At 71.1% G+C, this 22,491-nt stretch carries 22 protein-coding genes and 1 pseudogene; 10 read left to right on the top strand and 13 right to left on the bottom strand.

Annotation, left to right across the window (positions count from 1 at the left end; all coding sequences use genetic code 11):
• Nucleotides 1-52: 52 nt before the first annotated feature.
• The 5 genes from ACZ7P3_RS23185 to ACZ7P3_RS23205 all read right to left on the bottom strand — a co-directional run bounded on the left by ACZ7P3_RS23185 (nucleotide 53) and on the right by ACZ7P3_RS23205 (nucleotide 5,850).
• Entirely contained in the window at nucleotides 53-1,510 is a 1,458-nt protein-coding gene (locus tag ACZ7P3_RS23185) for a penicillin-binding transpeptidase domain-containing protein (RefSeq protein WP_472084612.1), read from the bottom strand.
• Nucleotides 1,511-1,533: 23 nt separating this feature from the next.
• Nucleotides 1,534-2,895: an FtsW/RodA/SpoVE family cell cycle protein gene (locus tag ACZ7P3_RS23190; RefSeq protein ID WP_472084549.1), complete on the bottom strand. Its 1,362-nt coding sequence runs from the start codon at nucleotides 2,893-2,895 to the stop codon at nucleotides 1,534-1,536.
• Between the two features lie 259 nt (nucleotides 2,896-3,154).
• A complete protein-coding gene (locus tag ACZ7P3_RS23195; protein WP_472084551.1) occupies nucleotides 3,155-4,402 on the bottom strand; it encodes a histidine kinase dimerization/phospho-acceptor domain-containing protein in 1,248 nt (415 codons plus the stop codon).
• Nucleotides 4,399-5,250 carry a hypothetical protein gene (locus ACZ7P3_RS23200; RefSeq protein ID WP_472084553.1) on the bottom strand — a complete coding sequence of 284 codons (852 nt, stop codon included), beginning with the start codon at nucleotides 5,248-5,250 and terminating at the stop codon, nucleotides 4,399-4,401. Before ACZ7P3_RS23200 ends, ACZ7P3_RS23195 begins: the two co-directional genes overlap by 4 nt.
• Before the next feature lie 93 nt (nucleotides 5,251-5,343).
• A complete protein-coding gene (locus ACZ7P3_RS23205; protein WP_472084614.1) occupies nucleotides 5,344-5,850 on the bottom strand; it encodes a protein-tyrosine phosphatase family protein in 507 nt (168 codons plus the stop codon).
• 104 nt (nucleotides 5,851-5,954) lie between these two features.
• Between ACZ7P3_RS23205 and ACZ7P3_RS23210 the strand changes: the two genes are divergently transcribed.
• A complete protein-coding gene (locus ACZ7P3_RS23210; protein ID WP_472084555.1) occupies nucleotides 5,955-6,758 on the top strand; it encodes a nuclease-related domain-containing protein in 804 nt (267 codons plus the stop codon).
• 371 nt (nucleotides 6,759-7,129) lie between these two features.
• Here the strand turns inward: ACZ7P3_RS23210 and ligD are convergent, their stop codons facing one another.
• Nucleotides 7,130-8,011 carry a non-homologous end-joining DNA ligase gene (ligD, locus tag ACZ7P3_RS23215; RefSeq protein WP_472084557.1) on the bottom strand — a complete coding sequence of 294 codons (882 nt, stop codon included), beginning with the start codon at nucleotides 8,009-8,011 and terminating at the stop codon, nucleotides 7,130-7,132.
• 62 nt (nucleotides 8,012-8,073) lie between these two features.
• Between ligD and ku the strand changes: the two genes are divergently transcribed.
• Nucleotides 8,074-9,159, top strand: a complete 1,086-nt coding sequence (gene ku / locus ACZ7P3_RS23220; protein WP_472084559.1) for a non-homologous end joining protein Ku — start codon at nucleotides 8,074-8,076, stop codon at nucleotides 9,157-9,159.
• Nucleotides 9,160-9,502: 343 nt separating this feature from the next.
• Nucleotides 9,503-10,576 carry a hypothetical protein gene (locus ACZ7P3_RS23225; RefSeq protein ID WP_472084561.1) on the top strand — a complete coding sequence of 358 codons (1,074 nt, stop codon included), beginning with the start codon at nucleotides 9,503-9,505 and terminating at the stop codon, nucleotides 10,574-10,576.
• A 160-nt stretch (nucleotides 10,577-10,736) separates the two neighbouring features.
• On the opposite strand, the gene ACZ7P3_RS23230 is transcribed toward ACZ7P3_RS23225, so the two are convergent.
• Nucleotides 10,737-11,696 carry a D-2-hydroxyacid dehydrogenase family protein gene (locus ACZ7P3_RS23230; protein ID WP_472084563.1) on the bottom strand — a complete coding sequence of 320 codons (960 nt, stop codon included), beginning with the start codon at nucleotides 11,694-11,696 and terminating at the stop codon, nucleotides 10,737-10,739.
• Between the two features lie 219 nt (nucleotides 11,697-11,915).
• On the opposite strand from ACZ7P3_RS23230, the gene ACZ7P3_RS23235 reads away from it, so the two are divergent.
• Nucleotides 11,916-12,299: a hypothetical protein gene (locus ACZ7P3_RS23235; protein WP_472084565.1), complete on the top strand. Its 384-nt coding sequence runs from the start codon at nucleotides 11,916-11,918 to the stop codon at nucleotides 12,297-12,299.
• A gap of 56 nt (nucleotides 12,300-12,355) precedes the next feature.
• On the opposite strand, the gene ACZ7P3_RS23240 is transcribed toward ACZ7P3_RS23235, so the two are convergent.
• Entirely contained in the window at nucleotides 12,356-13,207 is an 852-nt protein-coding gene (locus tag ACZ7P3_RS23240; protein WP_472084567.1) for a LysR family transcriptional regulator, read from the bottom strand.
• A 232-nt stretch (nucleotides 13,208-13,439) separates the two neighbouring features.
• On the opposite strand from ACZ7P3_RS23240, the gene ACZ7P3_RS23245 reads away from it, so the two are divergent.
• Complete coding sequence (locus ACZ7P3_RS23245) at nucleotides 13,440-14,903, top strand: membrane-associated oxidoreductase (RefSeq protein WP_472084569.1); 1,464 nt, start codon at nucleotides 13,440-13,442, stop codon at nucleotides 14,901-14,903.
• Between the two features lie 300 nt (nucleotides 14,904-15,203).
• On the opposite strand, the gene ACZ7P3_RS23250 is transcribed toward ACZ7P3_RS23245, so the two are convergent.
• Nucleotides 15,204-15,377 carry a hypothetical protein gene (locus ACZ7P3_RS23250; protein WP_472084571.1) on the bottom strand — a complete coding sequence of 58 codons (174 nt, stop codon included), beginning with the start codon at nucleotides 15,375-15,377 and terminating at the stop codon, nucleotides 15,204-15,206.
• A gap of 278 nt (nucleotides 15,378-15,655) precedes the next feature.
• Between ACZ7P3_RS23250 and ACZ7P3_RS23255 the strand changes: the two genes are divergently transcribed.
• Nucleotides 15,656-16,042 carry a VOC family protein gene (locus tag ACZ7P3_RS23255; RefSeq protein WP_472084573.1) on the top strand — a complete coding sequence of 129 codons (387 nt, stop codon included), beginning with the start codon at nucleotides 15,656-15,658 and terminating at the stop codon, nucleotides 16,040-16,042.
• A 317-nt stretch (nucleotides 16,043-16,359) separates the two neighbouring features.
• Here ACZ7P3_RS23255 and ACZ7P3_RS23260 read toward each other — a convergent pair whose 3' ends face one another.
• A complete protein-coding gene (locus ACZ7P3_RS23260; protein WP_472084575.1) occupies nucleotides 16,360-16,812 on the bottom strand; it encodes a lamin tail domain-containing protein in 453 nt (150 codons plus the stop codon).
• 529 nt (nucleotides 16,813-17,341) lie between these two features.
• Between ACZ7P3_RS23260 and ACZ7P3_RS23265 the strand changes: the two genes are divergently transcribed.
• Both ACZ7P3_RS23265 and ACZ7P3_RS23270 read left to right on the top strand, forming a co-directional pair.
• Entirely contained in the window at nucleotides 17,342-17,515 is a 174-nt protein-coding gene (locus tag ACZ7P3_RS23265; protein WP_472084577.1) for a hypothetical protein, read from the top strand.
• A gap of 196 nt (nucleotides 17,516-17,711) precedes the next feature.
• Entirely contained in the window at nucleotides 17,712-18,197 is a 486-nt protein-coding gene (locus tag ACZ7P3_RS23270; protein ID WP_472084578.1) for a hypothetical protein, read from the top strand.
• Nucleotides 18,198-18,536: 339 nt separating this feature from the next.
• Here ACZ7P3_RS23270 and ACZ7P3_RS23275 read toward each other — a convergent pair whose 3' ends face one another.
• Entirely contained in the window at nucleotides 18,537-19,604 is a 1,068-nt protein-coding gene (locus tag ACZ7P3_RS23275) for a DNA polymerase III subunit beta family protein (RefSeq protein ID WP_472084580.1), read from the bottom strand.
• A gap of 662 nt (nucleotides 19,605-20,266) precedes the next feature.
• On the opposite strand from ACZ7P3_RS23275, the gene ACZ7P3_RS23280 reads away from it, so the two are divergent.
• Both ACZ7P3_RS23280 and ACZ7P3_RS23285 read left to right on the top strand, forming a co-directional pair.
• A complete protein-coding gene (locus tag ACZ7P3_RS23280) occupies nucleotides 20,267-21,097 on the top strand; it encodes a hypothetical protein (protein WP_472084581.1) in 831 nt (276 codons plus the stop codon).
• Nucleotides 21,094-21,468 carry a transcriptional regulator gene (locus tag ACZ7P3_RS23285; protein ID WP_472084583.1) on the top strand — a complete coding sequence of 125 codons (375 nt, stop codon included), beginning with the start codon at nucleotides 21,094-21,096 and terminating at the stop codon, nucleotides 21,466-21,468. The genes ACZ7P3_RS23280 and ACZ7P3_RS23285 overlap by 4 nt, the downstream gene beginning before the upstream one ends.
• Nucleotides 21,469-21,609: 141 nt before the next feature.
• Here ACZ7P3_RS23285 and ACZ7P3_RS23290 read toward each other — a convergent pair whose 3' ends face one another.
• Nucleotides 21,610-21,807, bottom strand: coding sequence for a hypothetical protein (locus tag ACZ7P3_RS23290; RefSeq protein ID WP_472084585.1), 198 nt, complete (start codon nucleotides 21,805-21,807; stop codon nucleotides 21,610-21,612).
• 303 nt (nucleotides 21,808-22,110) lie between these two features.
• Nucleotides 22,111-22,401, bottom strand: a pseudogene (locus tag ACZ7P3_RS23295) (IS3 family transposase); the annotation flags it as partial.
• Nucleotides 22,402-22,491 lie beyond the last annotated feature (90 nt).

A 22,491-nucleotide genomic window follows, 5' to 3' on the forward strand; every position in this document is an offset into this window, starting at 1 on the left:
CACGCCTCTTCGGGACCCCGGCGGCCCGCACGCCCGCCCCGGTCCCCCCGTCTCACAGCCCGAGAACGGCCCGCATCACCTCCTTCGCGATCGGCGCGGCGTCCCCGCCGCCGCTGATCTCGCCCCGGTCCGCCGAGGCGTCCTCGACCACCACCGCGACCGCGACCTTCGGTTCCAGGTCCGCATCGGCCTGCGCCCAGGAGACGAACCAGGCGTACGGCACACCGGAGTTGCCGAGGCCGTGCTGGGCGGTGCCGGTCTTGCCGCCGACCGTGGCGCCGCGGATGGCCGCGTTGGCTCCGGTGCCCTCGCGGACCACGTCGGTCATCAGCTCCCGCAGCCGTACGGCCGTCGACGGGCGGATCACCTGCCGGTCGGGCCGTACCCCGTCGCCCGTGAGCGTCTCACCGCCCCGGCGGGTGGTCCGCTCCACCAGGTACGGCGTCCGCAGCCGCCCGCCGTTGGCCACGGCCGCCGCGACCATCGCCATCTGCAGCGGAGTCGCCCGCGTGTTGTACTGCCCGATCGAGGACAGCGCCAGCTGCGCCCGGTCCACATGGGTGTCGAAGGTGCTGGGGGAGACGGGGAAGGGGACCCGCAGCCGGCTGTCGTTGAAGCCGAACGCCTGGGCCGTGCCCGACATGTTCGCCACTCCGACGTCCACGCCCAGCTTCGCGAACACCGTGTTGCAGGACCACTCGAAGGCCTCCCGCACGGAGGCGTCGCGACAGCCGTCGCCCTCGTTGATCAGCCGGGTCGTGGTGCCGGGCAGCCGGTAGGGGTCCGGGGAACGGGTGCGCGCGTCCAGGTCCGTGACCACACCCGCGTCCAGCGCCGCCGCCGCGGTGACCACCTTGAACGTCGACCCCGGCGGATAGGTCTGCAGCACCGCCCGGTTGAGCATCGGCTTCTCCGGGTCGTGGTTGAGCCGCTCCCAGGCCGAGGCCGTCGCCTCGCTGTTGCCGGACAGCTCGGCCGGGTCGTACGACGGCGTCGAGACCAGCGCCAGGACGCGGCCCGTGGCCGGCTCGATCGCGGCCACCGCCCCCTTGCGCCCCCTCAGCCCCTGGTACGCCGCCTGCTGGGCGCCCCGGTGCAGGGTGGTGACCACGTTCCCGCCGGGGCTGCGCCGCCGCGTCACCTCGTGCCACAGCGGGAAGGACGCGAGCATCGGGTCGCTGCCGGAGAGCACCCCGTCCTCCGCGCTCTCCAGGAACGAGGTGCCGTACATCTGCGAGGCGAAGCCGGTGACCGGCGCGTACAACGGGCCGTTGCGGTAGGTGCGTTCGTAGCGCAGCTGCTCGCCGGTGTCGGTGGAGCCGGTGACCGGCTCGCCGCCGACCAGGATGTCGCCGCGCGGCTGGTGGTAACGGGCGATCGTGGGACGGCGGTTGGCGGGGTTGGCGTCGTAGGAGCCGGCCTGGACCACCTGGACGCGGGCGGCGTTGGCCAGGAGGGCCACCAGCAGCAGGGCGCAGCCCGCCCAGGCGTGCCGGATGTACCTGGCCATGGGCCGCCCGCTGCCGTACTCGGTCACGGGGCCTCCCGTCCGTCGTACTGGCTGCGGGCCGAGTCGCTCACCCGGATCAACAGGGCCACGATCGCCCAGTTCGTGACGACCGAGGAGCCGCCCTGGGCCAGGAACGGCATCGCCATGCCGGTCAGCGGGATCAGGCCGGTGACCCCGCCCGCGATCACGAACACCTGGAGCGCGACGATCGAGGCGAGGCCGACCGCGAGCAGCCGGCCGAAGGGCTCCCGCAGCGCGAGGCCCGCCCGGTAGCCGCGCTCCACCAGCAGGGCGTAGAGCAGGAAGATCGCGGCGAGACCGGCGAGGCCCAGCTCCTCGCCCGCCGTCGCCAGGATGAAGTCCGACTTGGTGGCGAAGCCGATGAGGACGGAGTGGCCGAGCCCCAGCCCGGTGCCGAAGACACCGCCCGCGGCGAAGGCGAACAGGGACTGGGAGAGCTGGTTGGGGCCCAGCCCGGCGTCGATCGTCGCGAAGGGGTGCAGCCAGTCCTGGATCCGGCCGCCCACATGCGGCTCCAGCCGGCCGACGGCGGCGGCACCGAGCGTGGCGAGCAGCAGGCCGACCGCGATCCAGCCGGTGCGGCCGGTGGCGACGTAGAGCAGCACCACGAACAGGCCGAAGAAGAGCAGCGAGGTGCCGAGGTCCCGTTCCAGGATCAGCACGCCGACGCTGAGCAGCCAGATCGCCACGATCGGGCCGAGCACCCGCCCGGTGGGGAACTGCATCCGCCACAGCCGGCGGCCCGTGTAGGCGAGCGCGTTGCGGTTGGCGGCCAGATAGGCGGCGAAGAACACCGCGAGCAGCACCTTCGCGAACTCGCCCGGCTGGATGGAGAATCCGGCGATCCGGATCCAGATGCGGGCGCCGTTGACGGCCGGGAAGAGGATCGGCAGCAGCAGCAGGACGAGGGCCGCGACCACACAGACGTAGGAGTAGCGCTGGAGCACCCGGTGGTCGCGCAGCAGCAGGACGACGACGATGAACAGACCCACCCCGAGCGTGGACCACACCAGTTGGGCGGGGGCCGCCCGGTCGCCCGGCGTCTCCAGGTCCAGCCGGTAGATCAGCACCAGGCCGAGCCCGTTGAGCAGCACACCGATGGGCAGCGGCAGCGGGTCGGCGTACGGCGCCCGCAGGCGCACCGCGCCGTGCGCGAGCAGGGCGAGCACGCCGAGCCCGGCGCCGTAACCGGCGGCTCCGGGCGGGACGGTACCGGACCGCGCCACGCCCACGGCGCAGTAGCCGTACACGGACAGCAGAACGGCCAGCACGATCAGGGCGAGTTCGATGCCACGGCGTCGGGGGAGGCGCACGGCGGGAGCGGACGCCTGTGTCGCCGCCACGGCGGTTCCGGCCTTGGTCATGTCCGGAACCTACCCACATGGGGTGTGTTGTGTACCGTTCGGCTGGCTGTCCGTACCAACGTGGCGCGAGCCCCGACGCTCCATCAGGTGACACGGGGGTGCGGCGCGCCGCAACCGGACACGGCGAACTGCGCGGTCGGCCGCCCCCGACCCGCGGGGTGCGGACGGTCCGCAGCCCGGGGGAACTGTTTGGTCGGCCGCGCACGACCCGCACGGTGCGGGCAGGCCGCAGCCCCGGACCGTCACGCGGCCGCGGCTGTCACCAGGCCCCGGACCGAAGGTTGAGGGTCGCCACGGCCCCGCCGTGCACCGCGTTGCCGAACGCCAGCCGAGCGCCCAGTACCTCCGCCTGGCCCAGCGCGATGGTCAGGCCGAGCCCGTGCCCCTTCGCACCGCCCTCGGTACGGAAGCGCTGCGGCCCGTGCGCCACCAGATACCCCGGATATCCGTCCCCGTGGTCCCGTACGGTCACCAGCGGCCCGTCCACGGTCAGCACCACCGGTGCCCGCCCGTGCTTGTGCGCATTGGCCACCAGGTTCCCCAGCACCCGCTCCAGGCGCCGCCGGTCCGTCTCCACCCGGGCGTCCCGCACGATCCGCACCTCGGTGTCCGTCCCCGAGGCCCGTACCACCCGCCGGGCCAGCGCACCCAGCTCCTCGGTGTCCACGTCCAGCATCTCCCGGCCGGTGTCCAGCCGGGAGATCTCCAGCAGGTCCTCGGTGAGCGTACGCAGCGCCGCCACCCGGTCGCGCACCAGCTCGGTGGGCCGGCCCGGCGGCAGCAGCTCGGCCGCCGCGTGCAGCCCGGTCAGCGGGGTGCGCAGCTCGTGGGCCACGTCGGCGGTGAACCGCTGCTCGCTCAGCAGCTTGCTCTGCAGCGACGAGGCCATGGTGTCCAGCGCTGCCGCCACCACGGCCACCTCGTCCTGGGGACGCGTCGGGTCCTTCGTACGGGGATCGTCCACACGGGCGTCCAGATCGCCCGCGGTGATCCGCCGGGCCACCCGCGCGGTGGCATGCAGCCGGCGCGTCACCCGCGTCACCGCGAACGCGCCGACCAGCACCGTCGCCCCGATCGCCAGCGCGGAGGACCACAGGATCGAGTGGTCGAGGCCGGCGATCGTGCCGGACTGCTGCGAGTAGTCGACCTCCACCGCGAGCGCGTGCCGCTCCTCGGCCGGACCCGCCGCCCACATGGTCGGCCGCCCCCGCTGCGAGGAGACCATCGTGCCGCGCCTGCCGGCCACCGCCAGCGCCCGCAGCGGCGCGGGCAGCCCCGCGGGGTCCACCCCGGCACCCGGCGCCAGCGCGTCCCCGGCCCGGTACGCCTCGGTGGCGTCCTGCAGCCGGGACAGGGCCAGGTCACGGGCCTGGCCGACGGTCTGGTTGGTCACCGACACATGCACCAGGACGCCGAGCAGCGCGGCCAGCGCGCAGCACATCACCGTGATGAAAGCGGCCGCCTTCACCGCGAGCGTCCCGGTCCACCGGGGCACGGCCAGCCTCATCGGCCGCTCGCCGCGGCAGAGGCGTCGGCGGCGGCCGGCGAGGAGACACCGGGGGAGACCGCGGGAGTGGCATCGGCGGCGGCCGGACCGGAGGCGTCGGCGGAGGCCGAAAGGGGGGCGCCGGTGGCGGAAGGGGAGGCACTGGCGGAGGGGGCGGGCGTGTGGCTGTGCCGGCCCTTGCCGGTGCGCAGGAACTCGTCCCGGGAGAACACCATCGCCCGCTGGTCCGGATCCCAGGCCCAGGTGGTGCGGTACTCGTACCCGGAGATCCCCGCCGGGGAGCGGACGATCACCGCCCGCCCGGCCAGCTCGACCCCGATGATCGCGTCGTTGTCGGCCAGCACCTGCACCAGCTTGTGTTTCTCGACCGTGTAGACCCGCACCGCCGTCTGGTTGGTCGGGTACAGCCGGAAGCCGAGCGTCATGTCGTCGTGGCCGTCCCCGGTCAGGTCCCGGTAGTACGCCCTCATCAGCGGACACCGCGCCCGGTCCCCGCCGGGGGAGCAGTCCTTCATCCGGTCCACGGTCGCGTGGTAGGCCCCCTTCGACCCGTAGTCGTCCGGGTGCGCCGCGATCTCGGCCTCCACGACGTCCACCGGATCGACCTTGCGGATGTCGTCGCCGGGGACCCTGACGCCCTTGACGGTCTCCCTGGTCGCCTCGTCGTAGGGATAGGCCGGGCTGGACGCGGGCCTGAGATCCGGCCAGAGCTTCGCCGGGCTGATGGCGGTGGGGGTCGCCCCGGCCCCCTCCAGACCGCCCGCGTCCCCGCAGGCCGCCGCCGCCACCCAGAGCAGGGCGACGGCGGCCGCGACGAGGGCGGTGCGCACGGGGCGACGGGCTGACACGGTGCTCCTGGGGCTTCGGGGACAGTCGTAGCCCCGTACACCTTATTCGTAGGGAAGTCCTTTTTGCGCACCAAGGGGGTGCTGGAGCAGAGGCTACTCGGCCAGTTCCTCCAGGAGCCGGGCGGTGGCCAGTCCCGCGCGCAGGTAGTCGACGAACAGATCGTTGTGCAGCGCCCACGGGGAGCGCCTGGCCCGGATCAGGGCGATCGCCTCCTCGGGGGTGCGGCCCCGCCGGACCAGGGCGTGCGCGACGACCAGCCCCGAACGGTTGTACCCGTGATAGCAGCGCACCAGGACCGAGCGTCCGCAGTCCAGCGCCTCGTTCGCCGCCCGCGCCAGCCGCATCACCCCCGCGAGCTGCGTCCCGTCCAGGGGGCCGTCCGGAATCGGCCAGACATGATGTTCCGCCCTGGGGCCGGGCCCGTACCCGGGCAGCCGCAGCAGCGTCTGCACCACATCGAACTCGTCCCGTACGAGGGCGAACTCCAGCCGTCCCGAGCGGCCCCGGAACTTGTGTCCGCCCATCCACAGGCCGGGCTCGATCTCGCTCCACGGCCGGTCCGGAGCGGGTATGTACTGCTGCTTCTCCTGGGTCCGCAACGCTGCCTCCCCAACTCCCCCCGTCACAGGGCCACCTTCCAAAGTAACGGGGTTCTTGCCCCATGAGCACCCCTCCTGTTCCCATGGTCGAGGGGTGATGGCGCATGAGCGGACTGCGCGTGGTGCCGACCTGGCGGCACGGCCGGGAACGGCTGTACGTCTGCGGCCCGGACGGAGGCAATGTCGCCTGGTACGACCGTGAGACGGGTCGGGTGAACCTGATCGGCGAGGACCGCCGTGAGGACGTGCTCGAAGCCCTGAAGCCGTTCCTGACCGGTCCGGTGACCGTGGGGCCGCCCCCGGTGCCCACACCCGCCGAACTGGCCCGGCTGACCCTGCATCCGGACGACGACCTCGCACCCAACCGCCCCGGTGAGGCGCTGCTCATCGCCCTGGACCGCGATCCCGGACCCGCGCACCGGATCCGCCCCGACCTGCGCCGGCGCGCCCTGACCGCCGAGCAGACGGTCGGCGAGGCGCTGGACGGGCTGGAAGGGGTGGGCTGGCACACCCTGCACTCCGTCCCGCTTCCCGGCGGCGACCGCATCCACCACCTGCTGATCGGCCCCGGCGGGCTCTTCGCCGTACACGCCCTGTACGCCCGCAAGCAGCGGGTCCTGGTGGCCGACCCGATGGTCACCGTGGGCCGCCGCGAGGCCGAGCCGCTGCTGCGCCACCTGCGAGCCGACGCCGACCGTGCCTCCTACGCCCTGACCGCCGAGGTCCGCCCGGTCCTGGCGCTTGCGGGCCCGGCCGACCTGAGAGTCACGGCCCCACCGCGCGGCCTGCGCATCCTCCAGGACCCGGACCTGCCGTCGCTGGCCCGGCTGGGCGGCGTCCTCAAGCCGGCGGACGCGGAGGCACTGCACGCGATGGCGAGGGACCGGAACACCTGGGCGAGGGTGTAGCGGGACTCGGCCGGTCCGGCACCGGAACGGCGGGCCGCCCTTTCAGCCGGTGCGGGCCGCCCTTTCAGCCGGTATGAGAGGGGGAGGCCTTACTGTCGGCCCGTCCGGATGTGCTTTCAGCCCGTACCGGTACGGGGGAGGCAGCACTCAGCCCGTCCGCATGCGCTTTCAGCCCGTCCGGCGTTTGAGGACGAGGCCCTTTCGGGGCCGGAGCGGGGGTCCGGGGGCGGCCGCCCCAGCCCCCGGCAGGGGTCGCAGGGGACGCAGTCCCCTGACAGGGGCGGACAGGGGCGGACAGGGGCGGACAGGGGCGGGCGGGGACGGGCGGGGACGGGTGGGGGCGGCGGGGGCGGCGGGGGCGAGAACCTCCCTCAGGGCAGCGACCCCGACCGCTCCGGATCCAGCAGCCCCGCCAGCAGATCCCCGTGGTCCTGCACGCGCGGCGCAATGTCATCGGCCAGAAACTCCAGCTGCGGAGCAGCCCGGCACTCCGCGACCTCCTCCCACCGCACCGGCGCGGACACCAGCGGAACCCGCCGCGCCCGCAGCGTGTAAGGCGCCGCGGTCGTCTTGCGCGCAGCGTTCTGGCTCCAGTCGACGAACACCTTCCCCGGCCGCAGGCTCTTCGTCATCCGGTGCACCACCAGCCGCGGCATCGCCCGCTCGGCCTCCATCGCAAGCTCCTTCGCGTACTCGCTCGTCCGCTCCGGCGAACTCCCGCGTACGGCCGCCAGCAGGTGCAGCCCCTTCGACCCGGCCGTCTTCGCGTACGCCTCGATTCCGTCGGCCGCGAGCCGCTCCCGCAGCCACAGGGCGACCTCGCAGCAGTGGACGATCGTCGCGGGCGCCCCGGGATCGAGGTCGAAGACCAGCCGGTCCGCCTCCTCGGGCGACTGGACCAGCCACTGGTGCGTGTGGAACTCGGTCACCAGATTCGCCGCCCAGACCAGACTCGCCAGGTCCTGTACGACCACCATCCGGGCCGGCCCCTCGGACCGCGGGACCTCGGCCGTCGCCACCCACTCGGGGGTACCCGGCGGCACGTTCTTGGTGAAGAACACCTGCCCGTCCGGCCCGTCCGGATAGCGCAGGAAGGACACGGAGCGGTCGCGCAGGTGCGGCAGCAGCACCTCGGCGGTGGTCGCGTAGTAGTGCAGCAGTTCCCCCTTGGTGAAGCCGGTCGCCGGATACAGCACCTTCTCCAGGTTGCTGAGCGCGACCCGTCGCCCCTCCACCTCTGTGATAGGCGTCATAGGATGACAATTCCAGACATTCGCCTACGTAGCACCAGAAACCGAAAGGAAGGCCGCTGCACGTGCGATCCATATGGAACGGCGCCATCTCCTTCGGTCTCGTCAGCATCCCGATCAAGCTCGTGAACGCCACCGAGAGCCACTCGATCTCCTTCCGCCAGATCCACAGCGAGGACAACGGCCGCATCCGCTACCGCAAGGTGTGCGAACTGGAGGACCGCGAGGTCAGCCAGGCGGAGATCGGCAAGGGGTACGAGGACGCGGACGGCTCGATCATCCCGATCAGCGACGATGACCTCGCCCACCTCCCGCTCCCGACCGCCCGCACGATCGAGATCGTCGCCTTCGTGCCGGCCGACCGCATCGACCCGCTCCAGATGGACGCGGCCTACTACCTGGCCGCCGGCGGAGCCCCCGCCGCCAAGCCGTACACCCTGCTGCGCGAGGCCCTCAAGCGCAGCAACAAGGTCGCCATCGCCAAGTACGCACTGCGCGGCCGGGAACGCCTCGGCATGCTGCGGGTGGTCGGCGACGCGATCGCCATGCACGGCCTGCTGTGGCCGGACGAGGTACGCGCCCCGGAAGGCGTGGCGCCGGACGTGGAGGTCAGCGTTCGCGACAAGGAACTGGACCTCGCGGACGCCCTCATGGACACCCTCGGCGAGGTGGACCTGGCGGATCTCCACGACGAGTACCGCGAGGCACTGGAGGAGGTCATCGCCGCGAAGGCGGCCGGTGAGTCCCCGCCCGAGGTCCCCGAGCCCGCCGCCGGCGGCAAGGTGCTCGATCTGATGGCGGCCCTGGAGAGCAGCGTGCGCGCGGCCCGTGAGTCCCGTGGCACGGAACCGGCCAAGGAGGCCGAGGTCAGACCGCTGGCCGGCCGGCGTGCCACCCCCAAGGAGACGGGCGGCAAGAAGTCGACGTCGGCGGCGGCGAAGAAGGCCGCGGCCCCGAAGAAGTCGACGTCCGCCAAGCAGTCCGCGCAGCGGACGACGGCGAAATCGACCGCGAAGACGACGGCAAGGACGACGGCGAAGAAGGCGACGGCGACGGCGAAGAAGACGACGGCCAGGACGGCCACGGCGAAGAAGGCGACGCCCAAGACGGCCACGGCGAAGAAGACGGCCGCACGCAAGCGCTCGGCGTGACACCCCGGCGCCGCCGGCACCGGGCGGCGGCCCTCCTACGAAAGCCACGATCGCCACGAAGGCCACGAAGGCCACGAAGGCCACGAAGGCCACGAAGGCCACGAAGGCCACGAAGGCCAAGATCGCCAGGGAGGGGCGGCCGGGCAGGGACAGCCAGGCAGGGACGGTCAGGGAAGGCCGGTCAGGGAGGGACGGTCAGGGAGGGACGGTCAGGGAAGGGAAGGCCAGGCAGGGGCGGCCGGGGAGGCGCCGGACCCGGACGAATGGCACCCGGGATGGCCCGCACCGGGAACAGACCGGAATTCCTGCCCCTGAAGTGAGGTGTCTCGGGCACGATGAGGGGGTGACATACGTGGTGACCGTGGCCATGGCCCTTCCCAAGGGCGCTCCGGAACTCGATGTGCTGCAGCGGGAGGGCGTCATCTTCCTGCTGCGGAAGGGGTTCGATTCGCTCGAGGCGGTCGAGGGGCCCGACGGGATGGAGATCGAGTTGATGGACGACGTCATCGCCGCCCATCCCGGAGGAGTCCTGCTGAAACTCTTCGTGGACGCACCAGCGCTGGAATTCGCGGAGGGCGCCGCCCGTGAGGTCGTGGCAGAACTCCTGGAACAGACCGAACCCCTCGCCGACTGGCAGATCACCCGCTGCGGCGTGGAGCTGAACTCCGAACTGCTCCAGGAGAGCCTGGACGCGGCCGACGGCCCCGACGCCCCGCCGGCCGACCCGGCGGAACGCGCCCGGCGCCATGCGGCAGCCGCGCCCCCGGTGGCACCGGGCGGCCCGGACCAGGCCGAAGGGGAGGCCATGCGGGCCACCCTGCGCGCGCTGGCTCCGAGCCTGAAGGCCTTCTCCCCTGACGCCTTCGGCTGCTCGTCCGTCTCCGGGGAACGGACCGTGGGCCAGGAGGCGGCGGAGGTCGCGGCCGGCGCCGTCGTGTACGCCATCGACCTCCTGATCGACGAGCTCTTCACGGACCTGGCCGCCCTGGAGGAGGACGGCCCGACGGTCGCGGAGAGCGACACCGCCTTCATGATCCTGGACGACCTGCCCTCACAGTTCGCCGACGAGTACACGGTCCTGTTCGTGCGCCGCCTGGTCGTCACGGCGGTGTCCCTGACGGGCCGGCTCACCCAGCCGCAGTTCGGCCGGGTGAGCTGTGTCGCCGAGGACCTCCTGCTGGGGCTCCTGCTCACCCAGGCCGAGGTGACCGCCGACATGTACGGCCTCCTCACTGAGGAGATCGCCGCCGCCCTGGAGATCTTCGCGGACGGCGTGCGCGAGATCACGGACCTCGACCACCTGGACGTCGTACCCGCACAGGCGGGGGACTGGTTCACTCCCCTCGACGGCGAACGGTCCGTCCATCCGTACGCCGCGAACGACGAGGAGGAGACGCTGCAGGGACTGTCCGACTAGGTCCTGGCCGGTCGCGTGCACAACAGGACCCCGGCTCAGCCGAATGCACCGGAACCGGGGTCCTGCGCCTTTGTACTGCCGTCGTTGTCCTGCCGCCCTTGTGCTTACCCCGTTGCCCCTTTGCCCCTGTCTTTCCGCCCCGGTCCGGCCGGGCGGCGGGTCAGCCGAGGACCCGGACCGGGTTGCCGTCGAGGTAGGCCCGGATGTCCTCCACGGCCTGGCCGTAGTAGCGCTCGTAGTTGGCGCGGGACACATAGCCCAGGTGCGGGGTGGCGAGCAGGCGGGGCGCGGTGCGCATCGGGTGGCCGGCGGGCAGCGGTTCGACGTCGAACACGTCGATGCCGGCACCGGCGAAACGGCCCTCGTGCAGCGCGGCGAGCAGCGCGTCCTGGTCGACGATCGCGGCCCGTGACGTGTTGATCAGGTAGGCGGTCGGCTTGAGCAGGGCGAGTTCGGCGGCTCCGAGCAGGCCCCGGGTGCGGTCGCCCAGCGCGAGGTGCACGGACACGAAGTCGCTGCTCGCGAGCAACTCATCCTTGGAAGCGGCCAGTCGTACGCCGGCCTCGTCGGCGCGCTCCTCGGTGAGGTTCTGACTCCAGGCGGTGACCTCCATGCCGAAGGCGAGCCCGACCCGTGCCACCCGGCCGCCGATCCTGCCCAGTCCGAGCAGTCCCAGCGTGCGGCCGTACAGGTCGGCACCGACGGTGGACTGCCAGGGGCCGCCGTCGCGCAGGGCGTTGTTCTCCTGGACGATGCCGCGAGCGAGGCCGAGGAGCAGGGCCCAGGTGAGTTCGACCGGCGGGGTGGACGAGCTCTCGGTGCCGCACACCGTGACGCCGGCCGCGCGGGCGGCGTCGTAGTCGATCACCGAATTGCGCATACCGGAGGCGATCAGCAGCTTCAGGCGGGGCAGCCGCTCCAGCACGGAGGCCGGGAAGGACACGCGTTCGCGCAGGGTGACCACACAGTCGAAGCCGGCCAGGGCGGCGGTGAGATCGTCCTCGGTGGCGAAGTGCCCGGTGAAGGAGACGACGTCCACCTGGTCGCCCAGCGCCGCCCAGTCGGCGGACGTGGCCGCCACGTTCTGGAAGTCGTCCAGTACGGCGCAGCGGAATTGCATGTCGTTCCTCCCAGGGGGCCGGCTGTCGGGGAGCACGGGCGGCCGCCTCGTCCGCGGTCACCCGGCAACACGATCTTGCCCCGCACGACCGGCCCACTACGGACCGGCCCACCACGGACCGGCCCACCACCGACCGACCGACCACCGACCGGCCCAAGACCGTCGGCTTCCGCGGGCCGCAGCCGGAGCCTTCACATCTCGATGCGAGGCTGTCCGCTCATGGCACCGAGGCCGCCGTCGACCGGTATCTGCGTGCTGTTCCGGCGCGATTGGGAAGCGCAGGTCGGCGAGGCGTATCCCGTCCCCGCCTTCACGCCGGGCAGCACGGGTGACTTCCGGATCAGCGCCCGTGCCGTCAAGGCGCACGACACGGTGATCGCCGATGTCCACAGCGAGTCGATGATCGGCACCAACGGCGGTGCCGACGGCGGTATGGACGGCGGTACGAACGGCGGTCCCGGGGGCGGCAACAGCAGCGGTAACTCTCCCCGTCGACGCCGGCGCGTGAACTCAGCGTCTCCGTACGGACACTGCACCGGGCGTTCGCGGCCGCCGAGGACACCGTCGCCGGGTACGTCCGCCGCAGCAGGCTCGAACGCCTAGGGAGTACCTCAGTGGCGGCCGGCCCATGGAGCGCGGCGGTGGGCGTACGGCGGCCGTCAGCGACGGTAGGCGGCCCTCGCGATCTGCACGAACGACCTGATCAAAGGATTCGTGTCGCTCTCGTTCACCGCGATCACCACGCGGCTCGGAGCCATGTCGGTCAGCGGCACCACGGCCAGCTCCTCGGGCAGATCGTGCCCGAGCGGCGTCATGCCGACCGTGCCGTTCCAGAGCACGGCCTGCACGCACTCCTGGACGGCGCGCACCACCGGCCCCTCGCGGGGCTCACCGCCGTTCCAGTACGACCGCCAGACCGGGTCGGTGCCGTCCGGGAACTGGAACCAGCGCCGGCCGGCCAGATCGGCCAGCTGCAGGTGGTCGCGGCGGGCCAGCGGGTCGTCGAAGCGGAGCACCGCGCCCACCGGGTCGGCCCGCAGCTCGTGCACGGTCAGACCGGACTCGTCGAACGGTGCGCGGGTCAGTGCGATGTCGACCAGCCCGGCGCGCAGCCCGCAGGTCGGATCGGTCAGATCGGTCTCGCGGACGCGGACCTCGATGCCCGGGTGCCGCCGACGGTACGCGGCGGCCAGCCGGGTGGCACCGGGGTCGGTGCTGTCGCCCAGGATGCCGACGGTGAGGGTCGCGGTGCCGGCCGCCGCGGCCACGCGCACGCGCACCTGGTCGGCCTGGTCGAGCAGGGTGCGGGCCTCGGTCAGCAGCGTCGCCCCGGCGGGGGTGAGTGCGACACCGGCGGGGGAGCGGTGCAGCAGTGAGGTGCCGAGATCGGTCTCCAGCTGTCTGATCGCCCGGCTCAGCGGAGGCTGACTCATGTGCAGCCGGGCTGCGGCCCGGCCGAAGTGGAGTTCCTCGGCGACGGCCACGAAGTAGCGCAGCGTGCGTAGCTCCATGACCGGTGACGATACCCGCACGGTATCGATACCGTGCGGCTGATGCGGCTGATGCGGCTGAGGTCATCGGTGCGGCTGATGCCACCGGTGCTGCTGGCGCTGCCGGTACCAAAGGCAAACGTCTGAACTGAAGCCCAGCTGTCTGCACGCGGCGGCCGGACACGTACAACCCGACGAGCCCCGAGGCCAAGGGAGTTGACAGTGTCAGGAGGCGACGTCAAAGTCCCGGTTGATGGACACAGACGATCTTACGGCTGCCGAGCTGCGGGTATGGCGCGCCTTTTCCAGCGGCGCGGCGGTGGACTTCCGCACGGCGGAGGACGAGGACACGGCACAGGGGGCGGTCTGGGGCCCCGACCGCACCGTCCGCGCGGCCGTGCTGCGGGCCCTGCTCCTCAACGGACCACGGGAGGAAGGCGAGATAGCGGCTTTGAGACTCACCGGTGCCCGCGTCACCGGCGCGCTCGACCTGCAGTACGGCACGATCGACCATCTGATACACCTGTGCGACTCCTCCTTCGAGGACGTGCCCCTGCTGCAGGCCTCCCGGCTCCGTGAACTGAACCTCAGCGGCTCCGTACTGCCGGGCCTGGCCGCCGCCACCATGCGGGTGGAGGGCATTCTGCAGCTGACGCGCTGCCGGTTCCTCGGACCGGTACGGCTCGGCGGCACGGAGATCGGCGGGCCGCTGTTCCTGAACGGGGCCGAGATCACCCCGCCGGACACCGCACGGCCCGCGCTCCAGCTCAGTCACGCGACCTTCGGCGACGACGTGTGGGCATCCGGACTTCGGACGCACGGGGAGGTGACGCTCAACAGCACGTCGATCGCCGGCTCGGCCAGCCTCGACGACGCACGGCTCAGCCATCCGGGCAGCGTCGCCCTGGACGCGCAGACGCTGCTCGTGGACGGCGACTTCCACCTGCGGCGCGTCCACACACAAGGCTGGATCGGCCTCCGGGGCGCGCGCATCGCCGGACGACTCGACCTGTCGTACGCGTCCCTGTCCAATCCCGGCGACGCGGCACTGCGCGCGAGCAGCTGCACCGTCGGGGAACTGTGGTTACGCAAGGGCCCGCCCATGGAAGGCGTACTGAATCTGCGCCGGGCCCAGATCGAGGTCCTGTTCCTGGAACCGGAGACGGCACCGGGCGAGGTGTTGCTCAGCGGCCTCGTCTACACCGCCCTCGCCCCGCACGAGCCCGCCGAACGACGCCTGCCCATGCTGGAGCGCGACGGCGACGGCTATGTCCCCGACGCCTATGAACAGCTCACCGCCGCCTACCGCCGCGTGGGCGACGACCACGCCGCCCGCCTCGTCCAACTCGCCAAGCAGCGCCGCCTGCGTGGCACCCGGGCCTGGTACGGACGCCTGTGGGGCTACGCCCAGGACGTCACCGTCGGCTACGGCTTCCGTCCACTGCGCGCCTGCGCCTGGCTGCTGTCCCTGCTGGCCCTCGGCTCGATCGCGTACGCCCTGCACCACCCACGCCCGCTCAAGGCGGGCGAGGCCCCCCACTTCAACCCGGTCTTCTACACCCTCGACCTGCTGCTGCCCGTCATCTCCTTCGGCCAGGAGGACGCTTTCGCGCCGAGCGGCTGGTACCAGGCACTGTCGTACGCCCTCATCATCACCGGCTGGATCCTGGCCACGACGGTGGTCACCGGCGTGACCAGGAACGTCAGCCGCCAGTAACGCGGTGCACCGCACGCTGGACGGCCCCGCGGACGGACGCCCCTCGGAGCCGTCGGAGCCACGTCGGAGTCCTCGGAGCCGTCGCAGCCCGCGGCCCCCGGTGGTCGTCACCCCGGCTCCGTGCGGCCGCCGCCGGCACCCCCGGGGAGGGCCGAGCAGGCGAACCCGCGCACACGGACCCGGAGTGATCGGATCTGCGCCGCTCACATACCTCTCTGAGCTGCGGTTCAGCCCCACGCGACCACGGTGGCTCACGGCCGCGACATCGTCAGCGCATGAAGGAGTCCTTGGTCCGCGTCGTCAGCGCTTGAAGGAGCCCTTGGTCCGCTCTTTCGCGCCCCGCATCCTGCCCCGCGCTTCGAGGGCGGCGCCCTTTGCCGCGAGGCCCTCCTTGTGGACCGCGTGGGCCGCCTTCCGCACGGTCTTTCCGACGACCTGCTCGGCTTTTGCCTTGGCTTTCTCTCCGGCACTCATCTCAGCACCTCCGCACTCACTGCCCGAGTGCCCTTGAAACAGAAACAAAACCCCGAGCAGCCGGCGGTGTCCCCCTGCGCCACCACGCCTGCCTGAGGCGGCACTCTCGTCCTCGTCCTCGTCCTCGTCCTCGTCCTCGTCCTCGTCCTCGTTCTCGATCTCTTGCTCGTTCTCGGTCGAAGGTCGGAGCAGGACGGGACCAGAGGCGGATGGCACCGGGCCGGGCGGTTGCTAGCGTGAAGAGTGGTTCTGGCGCCCTGGGGGAAGGAGACCGACCGATGGCAGTCGAACTCAACCACACGATCGTCGCCGCGCACGACAAGAAGGCGTCCGCACGGTTTCTTGCGGATCTGCTGGGCCTGGAGGTGGCACCGGAGTACGGCCCGTTCGTCCCGGTGCAGATACCGAACGGCGTGACGCTGGATTACATGGACACGACCGATTCGATCACCCCGCAGCACTATGCGTTCCTCGTCTCCGAGGGCGACTTCGACACGATCTTCGGCCGTGTCCGCGAGGCGGGCCTGACCTACTGGGCGGACCCGTATCACCACCGCCCTGGCGAGATCAACCACAACGACGGCGGCCGCGGGGCGTACTTCGACGACCCGAACGGACACAGGCTGGAGATCCTGACCAGGCCGTACGGCAGCGGCGAGGGCTGAGGGCGCTGGAGCCGGCACCGCGAGCGGGACAGGCTCCGCAACAAGCCTGCCAAGTCCGTCGGTGGGTTCGTGAGCCGTGTGCGGGGCTGAGCGCGTCGGCAACCGAGACGGGCTGCGAACAAGTCCGCATCAGGGTTGTTGCGGGCCGCCCGGACGTGCGCCCGAGGGGCCCCGGAGCGGTTGTGGCTCGGGGCCCCTCAGGTGCCGGCTTCACGGCCGGCGTGTGGTCAGAGGTGGCGGGTGGGGCACTCGCCCGGGTGAGTGCCCCACGGTGTCACCGTCCGGCGTTCCGGCCTGTGCCGGGTGGGACCGTCCGGTCAGTGGCGGATGCCGCGGCGGTGGCCCCAGGAGGCGTCGTCGACGAAGCGGCCGTGGTCGTTGCGCAGGGTCGCGGTGTCGTGGTCGTTGTTCCAGACGTAGTTGGGGCGGTCCTGGTACAGGTCGGCCCTGGTGTCGTGGCCGCTGCCGGTGTGGACGCGGACGGTGGCGCGGGCGGCCAGGCGGTAGTGGTGGAAGGTGTAGGTGCGGCCGTCCTCGTTCTTGAGGGTCCAGCCGCTGAGGTTGACGACCCGACGGGTGCTGTTGGTGATGTCCACCCACTCCTTGTTGAGGGAGCGGTTGGAGTGGTCGTCGTGTCCGGGGGAGTCGGCCTGCACGGCGCTGATGTAGACGTCCGGGTGGCGGTCGCGGCCCGGGTGGTGGTCGGCGGCCGCGGCCGGCAGGGCCACGGCTCCCACGGCGGCGGCAGCCACGGCGGCGACGGCGGTCATGCGACGTACAGAAGCGGAAACGGTCACGAGGATCCCCCTACAGGAGTCCAAGGCACCCCCCGTACTGGCCCGCGGACACAAGGAACGTTGCAGGCCAGTGGTGGTGCGTGGTGCGGGTGGCGGCCGGCCGGCCGCGCACTCACACTGTGCAAGCCGTGCGCCCGGTATGTGGAGGAGATGTGCATGGCATTACGAATACAGCATATTTCCATGACTCTTCGCTGTAACGACCATGTATGCCTTGAAGGAGATATCTTGACCGTTTGTCAGGAATTTTTCCGCTCCAGTACGGGCCTGTCATGTCTGCCGGCACCGGCTCATCGCCCGACTTCCGGGGGGCCGTCACCCGAAAGTGAGTAACAGCCGCCGACGTCTCCTGAACGGACTAGTCCTTTTCGGCAGTGGCGACCCGAGGACCGCCGCGGCCGGGCTCGTTCTGCCCGCGGTCCCACCGGGGTGCCGCGCCAGGCGTGCTGACAGCGGAGCAGGTCGAAGGTCGAGCGGGTCGAAGGTCGAGCAGGTACGCATCGTGGCTCGCCATCGCATCGACATCGACATCGACATCGACATCGACATCGGCATCGTCATCGCCAGGCCGGGAGCCGAGCCCGGGACGTCTCCTTCGGAGCAACGTGAGGACCGGATGAGGACGCTCGCGATGGGGAGTGCGGCACTGGACGCAAGATCGTGGGATCGGCCATGATCCCGCCGTGCACATACCGAGACGATACGCCGAGGTCCTCGCCGCAACCTTTCTGACGGCACTCCTGGCCGGCTGCTCAATGCCACGCTCCCAGCCTTCACCGGCGGCCACGGGCTCGGCGGCTTCATCCCCGTCGGCCTCTGCAACCCCCTCCTCGGCCTCCGGCGCACCTGCGTCCGGGACGGGAGCACAGCTCATGACCGCCATCCTGCCGGTACCGGCAGGCGCGCATGCCTGGGCCGACCGCGACGGCGCGCTGGACCTGGACGGCTTCGTCCACGAGCTCTTCGCCGCGGACGCCGTCTCGCGGGAGAAGGCCGTGCTCGCACGCCGACATTTCGTCGCGGCCGCGCGGCAGGGCTGGATCAGTACCGACGGAAGCCAGGCCGACATCTTCCTCGTTCGGTTCGCAGCACCCACCGGCGCCGAGAGCATGTACAAGTCCATGGCACACACCTGGCAGACCAAGAACACGCCGCACCAGCAGACCTTCGCCGACCCCGCGGACCACGCCACCGGCTCCGTCAGCAGCACCGTCGACAACCTCGGCAACGCCGGTGTCAAGATGATCAGCGTCCGCAACAACCTGTTCGTCTACATCCACTACTTCACCGCCGCGACCCCCGACCGCAGCGGGGCGCAGAATCTCCTCCACCGCCAACTCCAGGCCCTCGCCAAGTAGGAGCCGACCCGTCGCCCCCACCGACGACCAGCCCGGCAGCCGGACGGCGCCTGCGGCGATGCTCCAAGATCCCGTCCACGCGTCGTCGACAGACCCCGGCATACCGCCGCCGCTGCGGGCGGCATGCGCCTGCACAAACACGAAGACCCCGGCCTCAGTGTTTCCGCTGGCGCCGGGGTCTTCGGGCACCTCATGCCGGGTGCCACCGGCAGAATCCGAACCAGCGCACACGACTCCGCAGGGCATTCGGTGCATGTGTCGCCGTCCATGGGTTGTCCAGTGCCCTGATCCGGCTGGGTCCGATTGGTGGGGTCGGGCCGGATCAGGGTGGATGTACCGTCAGTCCTCCAGGCGGACCGGCATCAGGACCGAGAAGGTGCCCTCGTCATCGGGCCGGCGGATCGCGATCGGCGTTGTGGGGCCGGTGAGCTCCAGAATCAGTCGGTCCCGGGCCCCGGCGGCCAGCGCGTCCAGCAGGAACCCACGGTTGACGGCGACGCAGTTCGGGTCTTCGTCACCGTCGGTGCAGAGGGTCACCGTGCCGCCGTTCTCCACCCTGAGCAGGCTGAGGGCGGGCGCTCCGGCCTCTCCGGAACGGACAGGACCGGTCTCCAGAGCCTTCCGGAAGGCCGCCACCTCGACGACGGTGCGGCGCGCTGCCGCCTGGGGGATGAGACGACGGTAGTCGGGGAAGTCGTGGTCGAGGCACTGACCGGATGCCTGCCTGTCCCCGGCCTCCAGTGTCACGCGGTCACCGTCGACGGAGAGCCGCACGGGTCCCTCGCCGGCCAGGAGCGCCCGCATCGCGTCGGCGAGCGGGGTGGGCACGATGACCTGCACGCGGCTCCCGTCGTGCCCGGCGATACCGGTCTGCGCGACGGCCATTCGGTACCGATCGGTGGCCACGAGGTGGAGGCTCTCGCCCTCGATGTCGAACAGGACCCCGCCCAGCATGGGCAGCTCAGGGTCGGTGCTCGCCGCGAAACGGACCGTGTCCAGCGCGGCTGCCAGCTCGGGTGCGGCGCTGGTCAGCCGGACTGTGGCGATGCGGAGCGACGTCATGACATTCTCCCGGTGATCGAGTAGTGCTCGGAGCGCGGAGAACTCGCAGCGGGCATCGGACAGCCCCTGTTCGAGACGGCACAGGTGCGCCTTGAGCAGTTTTCGGACCAGATCGGTGTCCGCGCCGGACCAGCTGGCCAGCACCAGCCGGATGTCCGCCAGCGGCATCCCGGCCCGGCGCAAGTGGGCCAGCAGCCTGGCCTCTTCGAGCTGCTCGGGTTCATACCAGCGGTAGCCGCTGACCGGATCCACCCAGGCCGGGACCAGCACACCGGCACGGTCGTAGAACCGCAGGGCGCTCACGCCCAGACCGCTGTCGCGGGCCATCTCGCCAATGCTGCGCATCTCGTTCTCCACACCCAGCACTCTGAGCCCTGCACAAGGTCGAGGGTCAACCCGCCTCCGGAGCGGAATCGCGACAGCGGAATCACGACAGCGGAATCACGACAGCCGAAAACGGGTGCCGCGGGACGACGTCACTGAGGCGGGACTGTCGGCAGGGGAGCCCGTCCCACAGCGGGCCATAGGATCGCCCGACGCTCCCGCCTCGCCACGCAGCCGAGAACCCGAAACCACGCGGCGCCCGCCCGCCCGGCCACCACGCGGCGCCCGCCCGCCCGCCCGGCCGGCCCGCCCCGGTCACCCTCTGCCGTTCGCTGAGACGCAGAGTTCAAGACCGTTCTGCTTGGGAAGCTCGTGTCTCCTGGCCCCGGTCGCCCCGGTCGCCCCGGTCGCCCCGGTCGCCCCGCTGACCTGCGACCAAGGCGCTGACGCTCCTGGTGGGCCACCGCTAGATTCCCCGGTATTCCCCCTGGTTCCCTGTACAGCCTGGCACGCGTCCGGCACGACCCCTCTGTCCCGAACTGCGGGCGGAGCAGTGGCTGTTGTCGGCACACAGTCAGCTCTTGATTGCCAGGTACTTTGTGCTGCAAAGTTAATCCTGGGCGGGCGACCATCTGGCGGTCCGCTCACGAGCGCTGTCAAAGCGCCGGCCACAAGGGGGACAGATGGGAACATCCACACCGAACACCGCCGGATCGGAACCGAGGGCGGCCGCGGCCTCCTTGTTGGCTGCGACGGAAGGCCTCCGGGCGAGGACCCGCACGCAGACCAGCGGAGCATGGACTCTCCTCCTCGGCTTTGGGCTCCTTGCGCTGTCGGCCATTCCGGTCGCCCGGTACGCCTTCAACTTCGGAGCTCACGGACGCTCCATCGAGTCCTATCCGGCCTTTGCCTACGCCGAGCTGACGGGTCTGTGCGTCGTCCACGAACCGGGAACCCCCTGCCTGAAGGGAGAGTTCGACGGAGCCTTCCTGCGCTTCGCGGCATGGGGCGTGTGGTTCGCGCTCCTCCCCCTCGCATGGTTCGTCTTCGCCCGCTGGTACCGCCTGCGTGGCGAGGTCCGGGGCGTCGTCCCCCGACGCGGCATGTGGATCCGCGTGACCGCCGCAGCCACCGCTGTGATCACGACAGCTCTGGTGGCGCTGCTGTTCGGCAAGGACCAGCCGTGGGAGGCCGTACTGCTGGAGAACAGCTACGCCTCCCCCTGGTACCTGGTCGGCATCGGACTGCTCGCGCTCGGCATCGCCGAACGCAGTTGGATCGCCGCGGCGGCCGGCACCGCTCACGCCGTGCTGCTCACGGCGTACCTGGGAGCCTCCTGGGGCAGCGGATGGCTTCCCTGGCAGCACCCCGCCCACCCCGGCTGGACCGACGGACCGCAGGTCAAGGCCTTTCTGCTCGCCGCGATCCTGCTCCTCGCCGGTCTGTGCGAGTGGACAGCGGTCCGCCGCCGGGGCGCACCGGGTGGCGCAGTTGCGGGTACGGTCGTCTCGTGAGCGTCGAAGACTCGACCGCTACGCAGGACGACCAAGAGGAACTGCATCCCACCCAGGCGCTGGACGACACCGTCCACCAGCGCGTGCGGCTCGGCGTCCTCACCGTCGCCCGCGAAGCCGACCGGGTCGAATTCAGCTTCCTGAAGAAGCAACTGGCCGTCACCGACGGCAATCTCTCCCGGCACCTGAAGGTGCTGGAAGAGTCCGGGCTGATCACCGTGGAGAAGGGCTACGCCGGTCGGCGTCCCCGAACATGGGTAACCCTCACCCGCGAAGGTGCGCAGGCCCTGGATGCCGAACTCCGGGCCCTACGTGCGCTGGTGCTACTCCTTGAGGTCCCCCGTCCCGTGCCCGGCACACCCGACACGTGATCACCGCTTGAGGAGTTCGACCCGAGGGCCCCAGCGGGGGACTGTTCCGGCGCCTGCGGTGGTGTCCAGTGCCCCTGGGATTCGCTGACATCCGGTGTCGTTGACGCCAGTTGCGGATGTCGGACGGCCCCTCGTACCAGGTCATGGCCGGAGGTAGGCGTCCCGGTCGGTTCCTGGGGCTGGATCCCGGGCGAGCGTCACGTAGCACGGATACGCCGGGTCGCCCGCCTCCAGGAGCGCGAACACATCCACGTCGTGCCGAGCGAAGCGATGCAGGTACTGAAGGAACAGTTCCCACTCCTCGCTGGACAGCGGCTCGTCGTGCCTGTCGTCTCGCATGTCCTCACCATACGGCCGGCCAGTGCCGACGACCTTTTCGTCCCGAAGCAACTTGGCGGGGCCACTGCCTCGGGTCGAGCCACGCTTCACCCGTGTTGAGGGTTCGTAGGCGTCCGCGCTTGTCCGCCGCTGTGCGTGGGGGTGTTGTCACGCAGTTAGACACTCACTCATGCCGCCCACAGCTCAGCAAGCTCAAATCGTTCGAGACCATGACCTGAGCGAGGCGTCCGGCGATGGCCACGACTTCGGGCCAGGATGCTGCCTGAAGGTAGGGTCTGCTGCAGGTTCGGGTGACAGGTTCGGTCACGCGGCCTGGAGGGCCGGCGTGGTCATGACGGTCTCGCATTCGACGGGTGTCAGCCGGCCGAGTGAGGCTTGTCTGCGGCGTCGGTGGTGGGTCCGCTCGATCCAGGTCACGATCGCGATCCGGAGTTCTTCGCGGGTGGCTCAGCTCCGGCGGTCGAGGACGTTCTTCTGCAGCAGGCTGAAGGACTCCATGGCCGCGTTGTCGCCGGCAGCTCCGACCCTCCCTATCGATCCGACCATGCGGTGCCGGTCGAGGGCCCGGACGAACTTCCGGGAGCGGAACTGGCTGGACTCAACCGGTCGTTGCAACACTGGCTTGTTGGAGCAAGAGTAGCTGCTCGTTGAATGCCTCGGCCGGGGTCCTCCAACCAAGTGTCT

The sequence above is a fragment of the Streptomyces sp. NPDC107581 genome (assembly GCF_055657175.1).

What these genes read in the sequence shown, in the direction of transcription:
- ACZ7P3_RS23185 (WP_472084612.1), bottom strand. Translation starts at nt 1,510, where the DNA reads ATGGCCAGGTACATCCGGCACGCCTGGGCGGGCTGCGCCCTGCTGCTG.
- ACZ7P3_RS23190 (WP_472084549.1), bottom strand. Translation starts at nt 2,895, where the DNA reads ATGACCAAGGCCGGAACCGCCGTGGCGGCGACACAGGCGTCCGCTCCC.
- ACZ7P3_RS23195 (WP_472084551.1), bottom strand. Translation starts at nt 4,402, where the DNA reads ATGAGGCTGGCCGTGCCCCGGTGGACCGGGACGCTCGCGGTGAAGGCG.
- ACZ7P3_RS23210 (WP_472084555.1), top strand. Translation starts at nt 5,955, where the DNA reads ATGAGCGGACTGCGCGTGGTGCCGACCTGGCGGCACGGCCGGGAACGG.
- ligD (WP_472084557.1), bottom strand. Translation starts at nt 8,011, where the DNA reads ATGACGCCTATCACAGAGGTGGAGGGGCGACGGGTCGCGCTCAGCAAC.
- ACZ7P3_RS23230 (WP_472084563.1), bottom strand. Translation starts at nt 11,696, where the DNA reads ATGCAATTCCGCTGCGCCGTACTGGACGACTTCCAGAACGTGGCGGCC.
- ACZ7P3_RS23235 (WP_472084565.1), top strand. Translation starts at nt 11,916, where the DNA reads ATGGCACCGAGGCCGCCGTCGACCGGTATCTGCGTGCTGTTCCGGCGC.
- ACZ7P3_RS23240 (WP_472084567.1), bottom strand. Translation starts at nt 13,207, where the DNA reads ATGGAGCTACGCACGCTGCGCTACTTCGTGGCCGTCGCCGAGGAACTC.
- ACZ7P3_RS23245 (WP_472084569.1), top strand. Translation starts at nt 13,440, where the DNA reads ATGGACACAGACGATCTTACGGCTGCCGAGCTGCGGGTATGGCGCGCC.
- ACZ7P3_RS23250 (WP_472084571.1), bottom strand. Translation starts at nt 15,377, where the DNA reads ATGAGTGCCGGAGAGAAAGCCAAGGCAAAAGCCGAGCAGGTCGTCGGA.
- ACZ7P3_RS23255 (WP_472084573.1), top strand. Translation starts at nt 15,656, where the DNA reads ATGGCAGTCGAACTCAACCACACGATCGTCGCCGCGCACGACAAGAAG.
- ACZ7P3_RS23260 (WP_472084575.1), bottom strand. Translation starts at nt 16,812, where the DNA reads ATGACCGCCGTCGCCGCCGTGGCTGCCGCCGCCGTGGGAGCCGTGGCC.
- ACZ7P3_RS23270 (WP_472084578.1), top strand. Translation starts at nt 17,712, where the DNA reads ATGACCGCCATCCTGCCGGTACCGGCAGGCGCGCATGCCTGGGCCGAC.
- ACZ7P3_RS23275 (WP_472084580.1), bottom strand. Translation starts at nt 19,604, where the DNA reads ATGCGCAGCATTGGCGAGATGGCCCGCGACAGCGGTCTGGGCGTGAGC.
- ACZ7P3_RS23280 (WP_472084581.1), top strand. Translation starts at nt 20,267, where the DNA reads ATGGGAACATCCACACCGAACACCGCCGGATCGGAACCGAGGGCGGCC.
- ACZ7P3_RS23290 (WP_472084585.1), bottom strand. Translation starts at nt 21,807, where the DNA reads ATGCGAGACGACAGGCACGACGAGCCGCTGTCCAGCGAGGAGTGGGAA.